Raw genomic sequence first — 13,829 nt, 5'->3', positions numbered from 1 at the left:
CGTTTTAGCGAAGATTAACCGCAGAGCACTGGGTGAATTAGTGTTACTTGGTGATCATCTTCCTGTCGATTCTTGGGGTACTTGGTGTAGCGGCGTCGGGGCCGATTATGGCGGCGACGGTGGCACCCGCTTTGGCTATCGCCTTTTGGCGTAACGCCATCGGCGCGGTGGTCATGGGCGGACCGGCGGCTATCTCCAAACGGCACGAATTCAAGGCGCTACGCCGCGTCGACTACCTCCGCCTTGCTGTAGCTGCCACCGCGCTAGCATTGCACTTCGCGTGCTTCATCACCGCCCTTAAGCTGACCTCGGTGGCAGCGGCCACGGCGCTGGTCTGCCTGCAGGTGGCCTGGATAGCGTTGTTCAACGCGATCCAGGGTTCGCGGCCCGCTACCAAAGTGATTGTCGGCCTGAGCGTGGCGCTGGCCGGCGTCGTCGTGATCACAGGGTTCGACCTGACGTTGTCCCGGGATGCTATTCTCGGGGACCTCCTGGCCCTTGCTGGCGGGGCGCTGGCGGGGATCTATCAGATGGCCGGAGCCAGCGCCCGGAAGACCATGTCCACCGGAACCTACACCACGCTGTGCTATGGCGGATGTGCGGTGATCCTATTGATGATGTGTTTTGTCTTCCGGCAACCGTTGACCGGGTTCTCGCCCGCAGCCTGGGTGGGGATCCTCGCCGTCACCCTGGTGGCTCAGCTGATGGGTCACACGGTGTTCAACCATCTGCTGGCCGTGATGAGTCCGCTCGTTGTCTCAATGATCATCCTGCTGGAAATTCCCGGCGCCGCGTTGTTGGCCGCGATATTCCTTGGCGAACAGTTGCCAGCTGGAACCTACGGGGGTCTGTTGCTGATCCTGGTGGGCCTGGCGATAGTGGTGGGCGGCCAGACGGCCGGGCGCGCCCGAGCCAGGGCCGCGGGCGCTCCGGTTGCCCCCCCGGTGCTGGGGGGCTCTTAGGACAGGGGTCCCTGATCATCGGCGGGGGGCTGAGCTGTTCCACCACGGCGAACACTGTGGGGGCTGCGCGCGGAGTGAACGGCGCGGATCATTTTCGCTGGATAATAGATCGACATGAAGATCAGCGGGGGGACCTTGAGGAACCGTTTGTTGATGCTGTGGGCTTTGTAGGTGCGATCAAACCTGGTCACGTAGTAGCGGTAATCCTTGGGTGAATCCTCTAACCGGCGTGCGGACATCCCGCTTACCATGGTCGGAAGGTAGCGAATCACCAGGTCGTGGTCGGCGAGATGAAGTGAGAGGTCAATGTCCTCGTGCATCTCGTCGGCCGCATCACGGCACGTTGATCCGCGGATCTGTTCCCAGGCCGTGTGGCGGATCGCCATATTGGAACCGAACAGGAAATGATACTGATTCCGAGCCAGTTTCAGGACCAGCTGCCGCAGCTTGTCATCGGCCAGGAGTCCCCAACGGCGCATCGGCATGTCGTAATAGACCACTGGTCCTGTGGCCGCGGCCACCTCGGGGTCAACAAAACCAGCAAGAACCTTTTCCACCCAATCGGGTTCCACTACAGAATCCGCGTCGATCCGACCGATGATGTCCCCAATAGCGCTGTTGAAGCCATAGTTGCGGGTAGGGATGAGGCCCTGGTCGGCTGATTGCTCCAGCAGTCTGATCGGGCTCTCGGGGTATTCCAGCTGCATCTGGGTGACGATGCGAGCTGTGCCGTCCGTGGAACGGTTATCGACTACGAGAATTTCATCGGCCGGGACTGACTGGTAGATGGCAGCGATCAGGCACTGTCTGATGACGCTTTCCTCGTTATACGCCGGAACGACTATGGAGACGGTGTTCTTCAAGGGATGCACGGCCGTAAATCTACCACCGTAGCTCGTCATACTGGCCCAGGACGGCTTAAACAGGAAAGGCGGCTCCGAAGAACCGCCCTCCCTTGTTGCTAAACCACTGACGCTACTTTGTAGCGTCCTTGACGTCTTCCGCTACCTCAGCGACTTTTCCGGTTGCCGTAGTGCCAGCAGACTTTGCTGCATCTGGAGCGTCGTCCACCGCGTTGCCAGCCTTCGCGGCGGCTCGGTCGGCGGCTTCCTTGATGTCGGCGACAACATCCTTGGCTTCCTTGGCTCGCTCGGCCTCGCCGGTAGGCTTGGTTTCCACCTTTACAGGGGTTTTCCAAGGGTCCTCGACCGGTTTCGATGCCCGCCAGACTGCTACGCCTGCGGTGATGGCCGCGGCGATAATACCGAAGATCAGCCAACCCTTACTGCCGCTCCTCTGACGCCTCTTCAGGTCACGCGATGCCTTCAGGGCCGCTGCCGCGGCAGCTTTCTGGGCCTTCTTGACGGCCTTCTTGTCACCGGTGACCCGGGTGACCACCCGATTCACTGGTTCGGGAATCGTCGCATTGGACAATGAACGGGATACGGAGTCGGCTGCGTCGCCAAGCTTGTGGGAGAGCGTCGGAAGATAGTCATCGACTACCTTGTCCCGGGCACTCGTGATCGCCGGGGCTGCTCGATCCAGAGTCTTCTGGATGTGGGGGGTAGTGGAATCCACCACATAGGAGATACGAGGCGCAACCTTGTCCAGTCCGTCCTGGATACGGGGGGTGACGGTAGAAATGCCGCCGGAAATGCCGTGGGCGGCCCGTTGCACCCCATGCTGGATCCTGGGCGACGCTGATCCGTAGCCCTTTTCGATACGGGGTGCTACCCAGTTGTAGGCGGCGTCCACGCGGGGCGCGGCCCAATCCCGTGCGGCTTCGGCACTGGTGGCGACGCTCTTCTCAAGGTCGTGGGTCATACGTTTGTTCTTCTTCACATCTGCCTCCCGCGGATAGTGGCTGTTGACTGTCAGCCTACGTGCTAACGCTTTCTCGTGCTATTCGTCCACCGTATTCTGCACGATTTTCACTGTGCGCTGAACGGGCCATTCTCAGCGGTTTGCCAGGGGCTCCGTGAAAGAATAGCAATATGACAGCTATTGCAACAGCACAAGCAACTATCCATACCAACCTCGGTGACATCCTTGTCAACCTGTTTGGGAACCACGCACCAAAAACCGTGCAGAACTTTGTCGGTCTCGCCACCGGCGAAAAAACGTGGACCCACCCCCAGAGCGGTGAGGAATCTACGAAGCCGCTGTATGACGGCACCATCTTCCACCGGGTGATCAAGGACTTCATGATTCAGGGCGGAGACCCTCTCGGCGAAGGTATCGGCGGACCGGGTTACCAGTTCGACGACGAGATCAACCCCGACCTCGACTTCACTGCTCCCTACAAGCTGGCCATGGCCAACGCAGGAATCCAGGGCGGCCGCGGCACCAACGGGTCACAATTTTTCATCACTTCGGTACCGACCACCTGGTTGCAGGGCAAGCACACCATCTTTGGCGATGTCACCGATGAAACCTCGCGCGGCATCGTCGAGCAGTTGAATGCCATTCCTACCGATTCGCGCGACAAGCCGCTGGAAGACGTAGTAATCACCTCGATCACGGTCAAGCAGCTCTAAAACCCCAATGACATACGGAATCCCGGCGGATCAGCCGCAACAGGAAGCGCCCGTGTGCCCCAGACACGTAGATCGGGTTAGCTATGTCCGCTGCCAGCGGTGTGGCAGGCCAGCGTGTCCGGAGTGCCAGCGCCCGGCTGCCGTCGGGGTCCAGTGTGTTGACTGCGTAAGGGAAAGCGCGCGTAACGCCCCGACCCGGCGAACCCTTTTTGGGGGAGTAGCGAGGCAAGGGAAGCCGATTCTCACTTTCTCCATCATTGGTGTCTGCGTAGTGCTTTTTCTGCTGCAGCTGGTGACTCCCGGCCTCACCGAGGTGTTGTCGTATGCCCCCCTCTATACCTCCGAGTATCTTTCTCCCGAGCCGTGGCGGATGTTGAGTGCAGCATTCCTCCACTCAACCGGATTCCTGCTGCACATCGCCTTTAACATGTACGCCCTGTGGATCATGGGACAGGCGTTGGAGCCGCTGCTGGGACGAGCCCGTTTCCTGGCGCTCTACCTGCTGTCAGCGTTTGGAGGGTCAGTGGCGGTGCTGCTGCTCTCCAACCCATTGCAGTCGGTGGTCGGTGCTTCGGGAGCGGTCTTCGGACTCTTCGGGGCGATGTTCATCGTGCAGCGCAGTAGGGGCGGCGACGTGAGGCAACTGGTGGTTTTGATTGCAATCAATGGCGTACTCGGGTTTGTGGTGTCTGGGATCTCATGGCAAGCGCACCTGGGCGGGCTCCTTGCAGGGGCTGCGGCCGCCGCCATCATCGCCTACGCGCCGAAGGGTAGTAATCGGGCCCTGATTCATTGGAGTGGCCTTGCAGGCTTGGCGGCGGTACTCGTTGGACTGACTGTGCTGGGGTCCGCCCTGGTACGGCTGCCCCTTGGGTAAGAGTTGTCCACAGGTCTTATCAACAGCGGGGATAACTTACACACATGTAATTCCACAGGTGTGGATAAGCACGGGCCCGCACTCGGCAGTATTTTATCTTTCACACCCACTAAGTTACCCACAGTTGTGGATAACTTAGTGCACAACGTGTGTACGGAGCAGAACTCCCTCTGGTTTCCGGAGAGAGACTAGTGCCACCGAGTGGTCATCAGGAACCCAATGATCGCCAGACCAAACCCGACCAGAATGTTCCAGGAATCGATCGAGGGAATCGGGAACCGTGCTTCGGAAACGTAGTACACGATGATCCACAAGAGGCCAAGGATCATCAGACCGAACATGACTGGTTTGTACCAAACGGGGTTCGGCTTGCGCTCAGCGGAGGCTGCAGCCGTGTTGGACTGGGTCGGCTTCTTGCGGGACTTCGACTCGGGCACTTGTCCTCCTAGATAGGCGAAGCCTCATCAGCTTCGCCATAGTGTTTACCCTCACAAGGGCTCGGCAGTCGGCGATCACACACGCTATCCTGAAAAAGAATCACTGTGGTCAGCACGGTTTCCGCTTAATTCTAACCAATGAACCGGTACCGGGGTGCCGGAAGGCCATGCACCTGAAATTCCTGGAGCGCTGCTGCTGATGCCGGGCGGTGCTGACAAGACATGATTCCGTCTTCGACAGTTCAACGATTGGCACCCTGCACCATGAGCAAAATTACCCGCATTCTGGTTATCGACAACTACGACAGCTTTGTCTATACCTTGGTCGGCTACCTGCAGGAGCTGGGAGCCGAGACCACTGTGGTGCGGAACGACGACGTGACGTTGGCTGAGGCGATTGCCCTCGCCGACGTGCGCGACGGTGTGCTCGTGTCACCGGGGCCGGGCGCTCCTGGAGACGCGGGGATCTGCATCGAGATGATCAAATGGTGCGGTGCCAATCAAATGCCAATGCTGGGCGTCTGTCTGGGACATCAGGCGCTGGCTGAAGCCTACGGCGGCACCGTGACTCACGCGCCGGAACTCATGCACGGCAAGACCTCGCTGGTGGAGCATCAGGCGGAGAGCATTTTTACTGGGCTACCCTCACCCTTGACCGCCACGCGGTACCACTCGCTCGCAGCCGTGAGCGATGTTGTCCCGCCGGAGCTGGTGGTTACCGCACGTACCGCCAGCGGCATCATCATGGGGTTGGAGCACCGGACCGCCCCATTGTGCGGCGTCCAATTCCATCCCGAGTCCGTGTTGACCGAAGGTGGCTATCGGATGTTGGGTAACTGGCTCGAGTCCCTCGGGCTGACTGGAGCCGCAGCGACGTCCTCAACGCTGAGCCCGCTGATCTCCAAGTAGGTTTCCGCCCGGATGCCCTCTCTGCCGAGCGGCTAGGGCTCCTCGGGCTCTTCCGAAGGAGTCGCTGTCGGAGTCGCTGTCCGTGTCGGCGTTGAAGTAGTGGTCGGAGTCGTGGTCGGTTCAGGCGATGGTTTCTCGGGCGCCGGTTCCATTGCCACAGTGAGGACGATTTCTGTCCCCGGGGCAACAGCCGAGCCGGCTTCTTCACTCTGGTCGGTGACGGTATCCGGTTCCACCACTTCGTTTTCAACCTGGACAACCCGGACCGTCAGACCCTTCGCCGGGTCCTCAAGCAACGCCCTGGCCTCATCGACAGGCAATTCGATCACGCGGGGCATCTCAACCAGCCCAGTGGACAGCACCAGATCGACGTCGGACCCGACGGGCACTGAACCTCCCACTGCGGGGTTCGTGGAAATGACGCGGCCAGCCGGAATGGTTGCGCTGTTCTCCTCAGTGACGTCGCCCCCGCCGAGACCGGCTGAGGTCAGCGCGTCTCTGGCGGATGACTCTGTCATTCCTGTGATGCTGTCGGGAATGACGGCGTCGGATGGTCCCTCCGAGATAGCGACGCTGACGGTTGATCCGGGTTCGACCTCCTCACCAGCCCCGGGATCGGAATCAATCACCAGCCCCGGATCGACCGTTTCGCTGAATTCTTCCTCGAACTGTGGGCGCAGGTCTGCGGCGAAGATGGCGTTGGCCGCTTCGTCCTGAGTCATCCCTTCGACCGTCGGAACAGCCTGCAGCACTGGACCGGCAGGTTCGTTGTTCAAAAGGTTGAGCAACACAAAGGTTCCACCGGCGAGGACCAGAGCCACGATGATGAAAAAGGTTGTGGTCCAGGCACGTCTGGTCGACCGACGTCGGTGGTCGTCGTCATCGTGGTCATCGCTGGATGTGCGGGGCAGGGGGAAAGGGGGGTGGTCTTCAGTAACGGGTCCGGAGCTCATTGAGCCTCCGGCCAGTACCTTGGCCATGGCGCGGGTCTGCGGCTCCTCGTCGGGCCCGGAGACCGCTGCTGGAAGCGTCGATAGGGCCGTGGTGGCGAGCTCCTGCGGCGAGGTAGTCGGAAGGACACCCTTCCGGGCCGCCTGCAGTGCGGTACGGAAGGCGACAGCATCCTGGTAACGGTCCTGGCGGTCCTTCTCCAGGGCACGGTGCAGCACGGCGTCCAGCGCCGGCGACACCTCGGGATTGAACTGGCTGGCCGGTTTGGGCTCTTCCCGGACGTGTTGGTACGCCACCGAGACTGGGCTATCCCCAATGAAGGGCGGGCGCGCGGTAAACAGTTCGTACATCAGGCAGCCGGCCGAGTACAGGTCGCTGCGGGCGTCGACCGTCTCGCCGCGCGCCTGCTCAGGGGAGAGGTACTGCGCAGTTCCAATGACGGCCTGGGTCTGCGTCATGGTGGCAGCTGAATCGGCCATGGCCCGGGCAATGCCGAAGTCCATGACTTTCACGTTGCCCTCTGGGGTGATCATGACGTTGGCCGGTTTAATGTCGCGGTGGACTATGCCCGCCTTGTGGCTGTATTCCAGGGCAGACAACACACCGACCATGTGTTCTGCTGACTCATCAAGGGACAGGTCGCCCGCCCGGATCAGATCGCGCAGCGTTCGGCCTGCCACGTATTCCATCACAATGAACGGAACTCTGACGTCGTCGACTGAGCGCCCGGGAACATCTTCTTCGCCGGTGTCGTAGACGGAGACGATAGTGGGATGGTTGAGGGCGGCGACCGCTTGCGCCTCGCGGCGGAAGCGGGATTGGAACAGTGGATCGCGGGCAAGATCCCGGCGCAGCACCTTGATGGCCACCGACCGGCCCAGCCGGATGTCACGACCGAGGTGGACATCGGCCATGCCGCCACGCCCGATGAGCTCACCTACTTCGTAACGTCCGTTGAGGACCCTATCAGTGGTCACGTGTCCGCCTTCCGCCTGCATCTGGGTAGTAACCGAAGAGCGCTACGGCGCTTCGGTGGGGGGTGGTGGGCTGGTGGTCACGACCGGGGGCTGGGTAGTCGCTACAGGGGGCGGGGTGGTCGCTACGGGGGGCGGGGTGGGTTGCGCTGGTCCTGAGGACACCACGTAGTTCACTGTGCTACCCGGCGCCACCTCCGATCCTTCGGTGGGGTCCACGCTGAGGACAGTCCCCGCGGGTTCCTCGGATACCTGCTCGCCTGTCTGGGAGCCCAACAGGCCTGCTTCAGCGAGTGCGGCCGCGAGTTGCTGCTCGGTTGCCCCCACTAGCCGTGCCGGGACAGGCACGGTCGCGGGAGCTTCAGGTCCGGTCGACACCGTCACGGTTACCCTGTCACCCCGCGTTAGGCTTCCGACAGGCGCCACCGCAATCACGATGCCTTCGGCCAGGTCCTCCGAGTTCTGCTCCTCGATAACAGGGTCAAGGCCACGCGAGATGAGGTCATCCCGAACTTGATCTACCGGGAAGCCCACGAACTCGACTGCGCTAATCACCACTGGCTCTTCAGTTTCCTCCAGCTCAGTCGTCGGCGTTTCGGAGGGCGTTTCACTGGAGGTTTCTGTCTCTGTCTCGGTCGGGTTTGCGCTGGTAGAGACGGCCGTGGTGGTTGCAGGAGGTGCAGTGGTGGGGTCGTCGTCGGCGCCTGTGAGCACCGGCCAGAGGAAGAACAATCCGACGCCAAATCCCACCAACAGAAACAGCAGAATCAGGGGGATCAGCCAGGGGCTTCGACCCCGGGATTCGTGGACGGGTTCGTCCCTATCGATGTCGTCCTCGTGCCATTCGCGCGACGCGGCAACCGCTGTGCTTCCGACGACCGGCAGTGACGACGTCGACGACGACGGCACGGCTCTCGTCGCCGCGGTTCGGGGTACGGGTACCGGAGCAGTGATCGGTCCGGTACCCGCCCCGAAGAGGAGCATCCCCGGCACGGCGGTCTCGGCGGCCCGGATGTCATTGCGCCGGATGGCGGCGACCGCCTGAGCCAGCAACTCTGCGTCGGCAGGACGTTCGGCCGGGTCTTTGGCGAGCATCGAAGCGATGAGGGCACGGACCGGGGTGGGGATGGTCTCGGGCAGGGGCGGCGGCGCATCATTGACCTGGGCCAGGGCTATAGCGATCTGGGACTCACCGGAGAACGGTCGACGGCCAGCGAGCAGCTCGTAACCAATCACCCCGAGCGCGTAGATGTCACTGGAACCGGTGGCGGCTTGACCCGTGGCCTGCTCGGGCGCAAGGTACTGGGCCGTGCCCATCACCTGGCCGGTGGCGGTCAAGGGAACCTGATCGGCCAGTCGGGCGATACCGAAGTCGGTGATCTTGACCCGACCGTCCGGCAGGATGAGCAGGTTGCCCGGCTTCACATCGCGATGCACGAGCCCCTGACGGTGTGCCACCGAGAGGGCAGTAGCCGTTTGTCCCACGATGGAGAGGGCGCGGTCCGGTGACAGGATCTGCTCGCGCTCAATAATGGTCGAAAGTGGCTGGCCCGGGACCAGCTCCATTACAAGGTAGGCGGAGCCGCCCTCCTCGCCGTAATCGAAAACGTTGGCGATGCCGTCATGGTTGAGCAGGGCAGTGTGCCGTGCCTCGGCGCGAAAGCGGTCGAGGAAGTTGGGGTCGCCCGTGTACTCCTCTTTCAGAATCTTGATAGCGACTTCGCGGCCCAGAACCTGGTCCATCGCTTTCCAGACCTCGCCCATTCCGCCAATGGCAATCCGGTCGGTCAGCTTGAACCGTCCGCCTAAGGTGATCCCTGATGTAGGCCTCACTTATTCAACACCGCCTCTATCAGTTGCTTAGCGCTTGGACTCGTGAGTTGGGCGCCCGTCGCAATGTCGACGTTCTGCATCACGATTGACACCACCACCTGGGGATCATCGGCCGGCGCAAACCCAGTGAACCAGGCATTGTCGCCCTGGCCCGATACCTCGGCTGTGCCTGTTTTACCAGCGACGTCGACGCCGGGGACGGCTGCTGCGCGAGCCGTGCCGTTGTTGACCACATTGACCATCCAGTCGGTGAGCTGGCTTGCCGATTCGGCGCTCATGGACTCCCTGAACACCTCGGGTTCCGGTGTGCTGATCGGTTCCAGGTCGGGAGCCCGCAGGGCCTTGACCAGGTTTGGCTTCATCAGGACACCATCATTGGCGATCGCTGCGTTCACCATGGCCATCTGGAGGGGGGTCACCCGGACGTCAAACTGGCCGATGGCCGACTGGGCGAGCTCCGGTTCGGACGGCTCGGCTGGGAACTGGCTGGCCTCGACCCGGACGGGAATGTTGAATATTTCCCCGAAACCGAACTCCTGTGCCTGTTCCAGGACCGATTGTGCACCCAAATCCCAGGCGATCTGGGCGAAGGGTGTGTTACAGGATTGTTCAAGCGCAAACTCAAGGTTAGCCGTCGCTCGTGAGGCGCAACCACCGTTGACGAAGTTGGGAAGGCCAGCATCGGTTCCGGGGAGGTCGAGAACCGGCGGGTTGGGGATCTCCGAGTCGGCGTCAAAGTCCCCGGATTCCAGGGCTGCTGCAGCGACCACCAGTTTGAAAACGGAACCGGGGGCCACCAGGGATTCCGTCGCGGGATTGAAGTAGGGCGAGAGGCCGGGGACGGTGGACAATTCCTCAAGGTTCTGGAGGACCACAGCCGTGTCGTGTCCGGCCAGCAGGTTCGGGTCGTAGGACGGTTTGGACACCATGGCGAGGATGTTGCCGGTGCCGGGTTCCATCACCACGATCGAGCCCTGTTGACCATCCGGAATTAGATCCCACGCCAATTGCTGGATCTCCGGGTCGATCGTCAGTTCAACAGACGCGCCCCGCGCCTGGGCGCCTGAGAACAGTTGAACGATGCGATCGTAGAACAGCTCGTCACTGGTGCCCGACAGCTCGTCGGCCATGACGCTTTCCAACTGGGTCGCACCGTTGGCCAGCGAGTAGAACCCGGTCAGGTGGGCGTATAGATTTGGTTCGTTGTAGACCCGCTGGTAGTTGAACTGATCGTTGGACGGGACAGACTCGGCTACGGCCCGCCCGTCCACGAGGATTGATCCGCGGTTTTTACCAAAGTCCTGAAGCAGTGAACGGTTGTTCCAGTCGTTGCCGGCAAGGGCTTTGGCTTCGAAGAACTGGACATATGTCAGTGATCCGAGGACCAGCGTGAACATGGCGAGGGCTACCAGCCACGCGCTCCTGATTGCTTGATTCATGCGCTGACCTCCTTGGATCGGCCAGTGGACCGCCCGGTGCGGAAATCCTGCCGGTCAGGGAATGAGTCCTTCATCGGTCCGGTGACCGCCGGCCGGCGGGCGGATTCCGAGATGAGCAGCAGAATGGCGACGATGATCCAGTTGGCGAGCAGCGAAGATCCACCGGCGGACATGAACGGCGTGGTGAGACCGGTGAGGGGAATCAGCCGGGTTACCCCACCCATGACCACGAAGCACTGCAGGGCGATCGTGAAGGACAGGCCGCAGGCCAACAGTTTGCCGAACCCATCCCGGGTGCCCAGCGCGGTGCGGATACCACGGGACACCAGCAGGACGAACAGCATGATGATGCCGAAGAGCCCGATCAACCCCAGCTCCTCACCGAGTGCAGCAATGATCATGTCGCTGTTGGCATAGATCACCAGATCAGGACGCCCCTCCCCGAGACCGGTGCCGAAGAGTCCACCATTGGCGAGGCCGAAGAGCCCTTGCACCACCTGGAAACTGCTCCCGGACTGACGGTTGAACACCTCCGGGTCGAACGCGTTGATCCAACTGTCGATGCGCAATGACACGTGGCTGAACAACTGGATAGCCACGAAGCCACCAGCGGCGATCATCAGCAGGCCGATCAGGACCCAGCTGATCCGGCTGGTGGCCACGTAGATCATCACCATGAACAGGCCGAAGAAGAGGACCGACGATCCGAGATCGCGCTGGAAGATCAGGACTCCAATGCTGACCAGCCAGGCGACGACCATGGGAGCGAGATCCTTGAAGCGGGGCAGTTGCAGCGGTCCCACCTTCTTGCCTGCCAGCAGGATGAGATCCCGGTTGGTTGAAAGGTAGCCTGCAAAAAAGATGGCGAGGGTAATCTTGGCGATTTCTCCAGGCTGGAAGGTACCGAACCCCACATTGATCCAAATCCGGGCACCGTTGATCTCGAGCCCGAGTGGAGAGAGCGGCAACAGCAACAGGACGGCGCTGGCGATCAGGGAAATATAAGTGAACCGTCGAAGCATCCGGTGGTTCTTGAAGACCAGCAGGACCGCAATCGAGGCTGCCATGGCCACCGAGGTCCAGAGGAACTGACTTTCCGCGACGGTGGTGTCATTTGCCAGGTCGATCCGGTAGATCATTGCCAAGCCAACACCATTGAGCGCAACCACAATCGGGAGTATTACCGGATCGGCATATTTGGCGCGGATCCGGAGGACGAGGTGGAAAGCTAGAGCAAGCGCAGCCAGAATGCCGCTCTGGGTCCAGAAGGCGGAGTCGAATGGGTTGTCCTTTTCCAGGCCCACGATGAGGTTCGCGCTAGTTGCCACACTGAGGGCCAGCACCAGAAGGAGCGCTTCCACGTTGCGGCGTGATCTGGGAATAGTGAGGACGTCGCTCATGATGTCTCGTCTCGGCAGCCCTGCGCGTCACCGGGTGCGGCCTGGGCACTGTTCTCCGGGCTGGGACTGCTGGATGGGTCGGCTGTTGGATCAGAAGTGCTGGAGTTGGACGGTGACGGTGACGGCGACGCGGACGGTGACGGGGTTGCGTCCTCCGGCGGGCACGCCACAGCGCGCAGGTCGGCTCGGAGGCCCTCGACAATACGCTGGGCATGTTCAAGGTCGGTGGCAGGCAGGGAACTGGTCACCCGGGCACGCTGGTATTCAGGGAGGTTGGATACCGGAATGTCAGTCTCCTGGTCGAGGTGGCTGAGCTTCACGGGCCCGATCGTCTGGGATACCCCGTTGAAGATCGCCACGTTGTCTTCGTAGGCGGCGACGTAATAGCGGGTCTGCGTCCAGGCGTACCCGAACCACAGGACGGCTACCAGAATCAGGGCCATCAGTCCCAGAAAGGACGGGACGAGCCAGCGTTTACGGCCCCTAGTGGGTTCACCGTCGTCATCGAACAGCTCTGCATCCACTGCGGCCTTGTGGGTCAGCATCATCGCGGCGCGGCGTTCGGTGGTGCGCTGCGTGACAATCGGAATCTGACCGGTTTCCGTGGCCAGAGCGGCCGATCCAACCAGCACATGCGGCCGCGAGGAGAGATCCTGCCGGATCACGTTGGCGCGGATTGCTGAACCCGGGGCTGCCTCGGGCGGTTCTGCATCGTCCTTTTCTCCCGCGGCAGTCTTCGCAGGGGGGATGGTGGTGAGTGCCGCGGTCCGGAGATCCTCGGGCGTCGCCTCGACGATCTCGACGACTGCGATCGTCACGTTGTCGGGGGACCCACCAGCAAGAGTCAGATCGATGAGGGTATCTACGCAGGCCCGAAGATCCGGCGTCTCACGCATGATTCGCGCGATGAGGGGATCCCCGAGGACGGCGTTGAGGCCATCCGAGCACAGGAGCCAGCGCTCTCCGGCGGTGACCTCAAAGGAATGCAGATCCAGTTCGGGGCTTGCGTCAACGTCACCGAGTACCCGCATCAGCACGTTCTTATGCGGGTGGACGTCGGCTTCCTCGGGTTTCAGACGCCCCTCGTCGATAAGCCGCTGCACGAAGGTGTGATCGACGCTGATCTGCTCGAAGACGTCATCTTTGAGCCGGTAGGCCCGGGAGTCACCGATGTGAGCGAACTCGATCCGGTCGCCGTTGAGCAAGAGTGCTGTGACTGTGGTGCCCATTCCGGCCAACTGGGGGTTGGCGCTCACCAGCTCCGACAGCAGGGAATTTGCAGTCTGGATTTCGTCAGCGAGCTGGTTGGCTGCGTCGCCGTCGTAATCCTTTCGGTCCAGATGGACCAGGTCCAGCACCGTTGAGGCGGACGCCACGTTGCCACCCGCATGACCGCCCATACCGTCGGCCACGACGGCAAGGTAGCGTCCAACATAGGCGGAGTCATCGTTCTTGGCGCGGACCATCCCGACGTCCGAGCGTGCCGCGAAACGCATGATGTAGGCCAACG

At 61.6% G+C, this 13,829-nt stretch carries 12 protein-coding genes; 4 read left to right on the top strand and 8 right to left on the bottom strand.

The window, feature by feature from the left end; genetic code table 11:
- Positions 1 to 50: 50 nt before the first annotated feature.
- On the top strand, positions 51 to 962 hold the full coding sequence (locus ACX80G_RS09890) for a DMT family transporter (RefSeq protein WP_459307471.1): 912 nt from the start codon (positions 51 to 53) through the stop codon (positions 960 to 962).
- Here the strand turns inward: ACX80G_RS09890 and ACX80G_RS09885 are convergent.
- Both ACX80G_RS09885 and ACX80G_RS09880 read right to left on the bottom strand, forming a co-directional pair.
- A complete protein-coding gene (locus ACX80G_RS09885) occupies positions 959 to 1,864 on the bottom strand; it encodes a glycosyltransferase family 2 protein (protein ID WP_459307470.1) in 906 nt (301 codons plus the stop codon). The genes ACX80G_RS09890 and ACX80G_RS09885 overlap by 4 nt on opposite strands.
- A 73-nt stretch (positions 1,865 to 1,937) precedes the next feature.
- Positions 1,938 to 2,786: a hypothetical protein gene (locus ACX80G_RS09880; protein WP_459307469.1), complete on the bottom strand. Its 849-nt coding sequence runs from the start codon at positions 2,784 to 2,786 to the stop codon at positions 1,938 to 1,940.
- Between the two features lie 170 nt (positions 2,787 to 2,956).
- On the opposite strand from ACX80G_RS09880, the gene ACX80G_RS09875 reads away from it, so the two are divergent.
- Together ACX80G_RS09875 and ACX80G_RS09870 are read left to right on the top strand one after the other, a co-directional pair.
- Complete coding sequence (locus tag ACX80G_RS09875) at positions 2,957 to 3,499, top strand: peptidylprolyl isomerase (RefSeq protein WP_459307468.1); 543 nt, start codon at positions 2,957 to 2,959, stop codon at positions 3,497 to 3,499.
- 271 nt (positions 3,500 to 3,770) lie between these two features.
- Positions 3,771 to 4,376 (top strand): rhomboid family intramembrane serine protease, encoded by a 606-nt coding sequence (locus ACX80G_RS09870; protein WP_459307467.1) that lies wholly within the window; start codon positions 3,771 to 3,773, stop codon positions 4,374 to 4,376.
- 188 nt (positions 4,377 to 4,564) lie between these two features.
- Here the strand turns inward: ACX80G_RS09870 and ACX80G_RS09865 are convergent, their stop codons facing one another.
- Positions 4,565 to 4,813 (bottom strand): cell division protein CrgA, encoded by a 249-nt coding sequence (locus ACX80G_RS09865; protein WP_459307466.1) that lies wholly within the window; start codon positions 4,811 to 4,813, stop codon positions 4,565 to 4,567.
- A gap of 264 nt (positions 4,814 to 5,077) precedes the next feature.
- Between ACX80G_RS09865 and ACX80G_RS09860 the strand changes: the two genes are divergently transcribed.
- Positions 5,078 to 5,722, top strand: a complete 645-nt coding sequence (locus ACX80G_RS09860) for an anthranilate synthase component II (protein ID WP_459307465.1) — start codon at positions 5,078 to 5,080, stop codon at positions 5,720 to 5,722.
- Between the two features lie 32 nt (positions 5,723 to 5,754).
- Here ACX80G_RS09860 and pknB read toward each other — a convergent pair whose 3' ends face one another.
- The 5 genes from pknB to ACX80G_RS09835 are packed head-to-tail and all read right to left on the bottom strand — an operon-like array spanning position 5,755 to position 13,815.
- Positions 5,755 to 7,671, bottom strand: coding sequence for a Stk1 family PASTA domain-containing Ser/Thr kinase (gene pknB, locus ACX80G_RS09855; protein ID WP_459307464.1), 1,917 nt, complete (start codon positions 7,669 to 7,671; stop codon positions 5,755 to 5,757).
- A gap of 21 nt (positions 7,672 to 7,692) precedes the next feature.
- The gene (locus ACX80G_RS09850; RefSeq protein ID WP_459307463.1) at positions 7,693 to 9,480 is read right to left on the bottom strand and encodes a protein kinase domain-containing protein; all 1,788 of its coding nucleotides are present in this window, start codon (positions 9,478 to 9,480) and stop codon (positions 7,693 to 7,695) included.
- Positions 9,477 to 10,919 (bottom strand): peptidoglycan D,D-transpeptidase FtsI family protein, encoded by a 1,443-nt coding sequence (locus ACX80G_RS09845; RefSeq protein ID WP_459307462.1) that lies wholly within the window; start codon positions 10,917 to 10,919, stop codon positions 9,477 to 9,479. The genes ACX80G_RS09850 and ACX80G_RS09845 overlap by 4 nt, the downstream gene beginning before the upstream one ends.
- On the bottom strand, positions 10,916 to 12,319 hold the full coding sequence (locus ACX80G_RS09840) for an FtsW/RodA/SpoVE family cell cycle protein (RefSeq protein WP_459307461.1): 1,404 nt from the start codon (positions 12,317 to 12,319) through the stop codon (positions 10,916 to 10,918). The genes ACX80G_RS09845 and ACX80G_RS09840 overlap by 4 nt, the downstream gene beginning before the upstream one ends.
- Positions 12,316 to 13,815: a PP2C family protein-serine/threonine phosphatase gene (locus tag ACX80G_RS09835; RefSeq protein WP_459307460.1), complete on the bottom strand. Its 1,500-nt coding sequence runs from the start codon at positions 13,813 to 13,815 to the stop codon at positions 12,316 to 12,318. Before ACX80G_RS09835 ends, ACX80G_RS09840 begins: the two co-directional genes overlap by 4 nt.
- Between the last annotated feature and the right edge of the window lie 14 nt (positions 13,816 to 13,829).

The organism is Arthrobacter glycogeni (genome assembly GCF_054510815.1).
The sequence above is the reverse complement of the archived record's forward strand: the minus strand, read 5'-3'. Positions and strand labels throughout refer to the sequence as shown.

Excerpts from the sequence above, each read along its gene's own strand:
- ACX80G_RS09840 (WP_459307461.1), bottom strand. The coding sequence starts at position 12,319 with ATGAGCGACGTCCTCACTATTCCCAGATCACGCCGCAACGTGGAAGCG.
- pknB (WP_459307464.1), bottom strand. The coding sequence starts at position 7,671 with ATGCAGGCGGAAGGCGGACACGTGACCACTGATAGGGTCCTCAACGGA.
- ACX80G_RS09860 (WP_459307465.1), top strand. The coding sequence starts at position 5,078 with ATGAGCAAAATTACCCGCATTCTGGTTATCGACAACTACGACAGCTTT.
- ACX80G_RS09880 (WP_459307469.1), bottom strand. The coding sequence starts at position 2,786 with ATGACCCACGACCTTGAGAAGAGCGTCGCCACCAGTGCCGAAGCCGCA.
- ACX80G_RS09875 (WP_459307468.1), top strand. The coding sequence starts at position 2,957 with ATGACAGCTATTGCAACAGCACAAGCAACTATCCATACCAACCTCGGT.
- ACX80G_RS09885 (WP_459307470.1), bottom strand. The coding sequence starts at position 1,864 with ATGACGAGCTACGGTGGTAGATTTACGGCCGTGCATCCCTTGAAGAAC.
- ACX80G_RS09845 (WP_459307462.1), bottom strand. The coding sequence starts at position 10,919 with ATGAATCAAGCAATCAGGAGCGCGTGGCTGGTAGCCCTCGCCATGTTC.
- ACX80G_RS09835 (WP_459307460.1), bottom strand. The coding sequence starts at position 13,815 with ATGCGTTTCGCGGCACGCTCGGACGTCGGGATGGTCCGCGCCAAGAAC.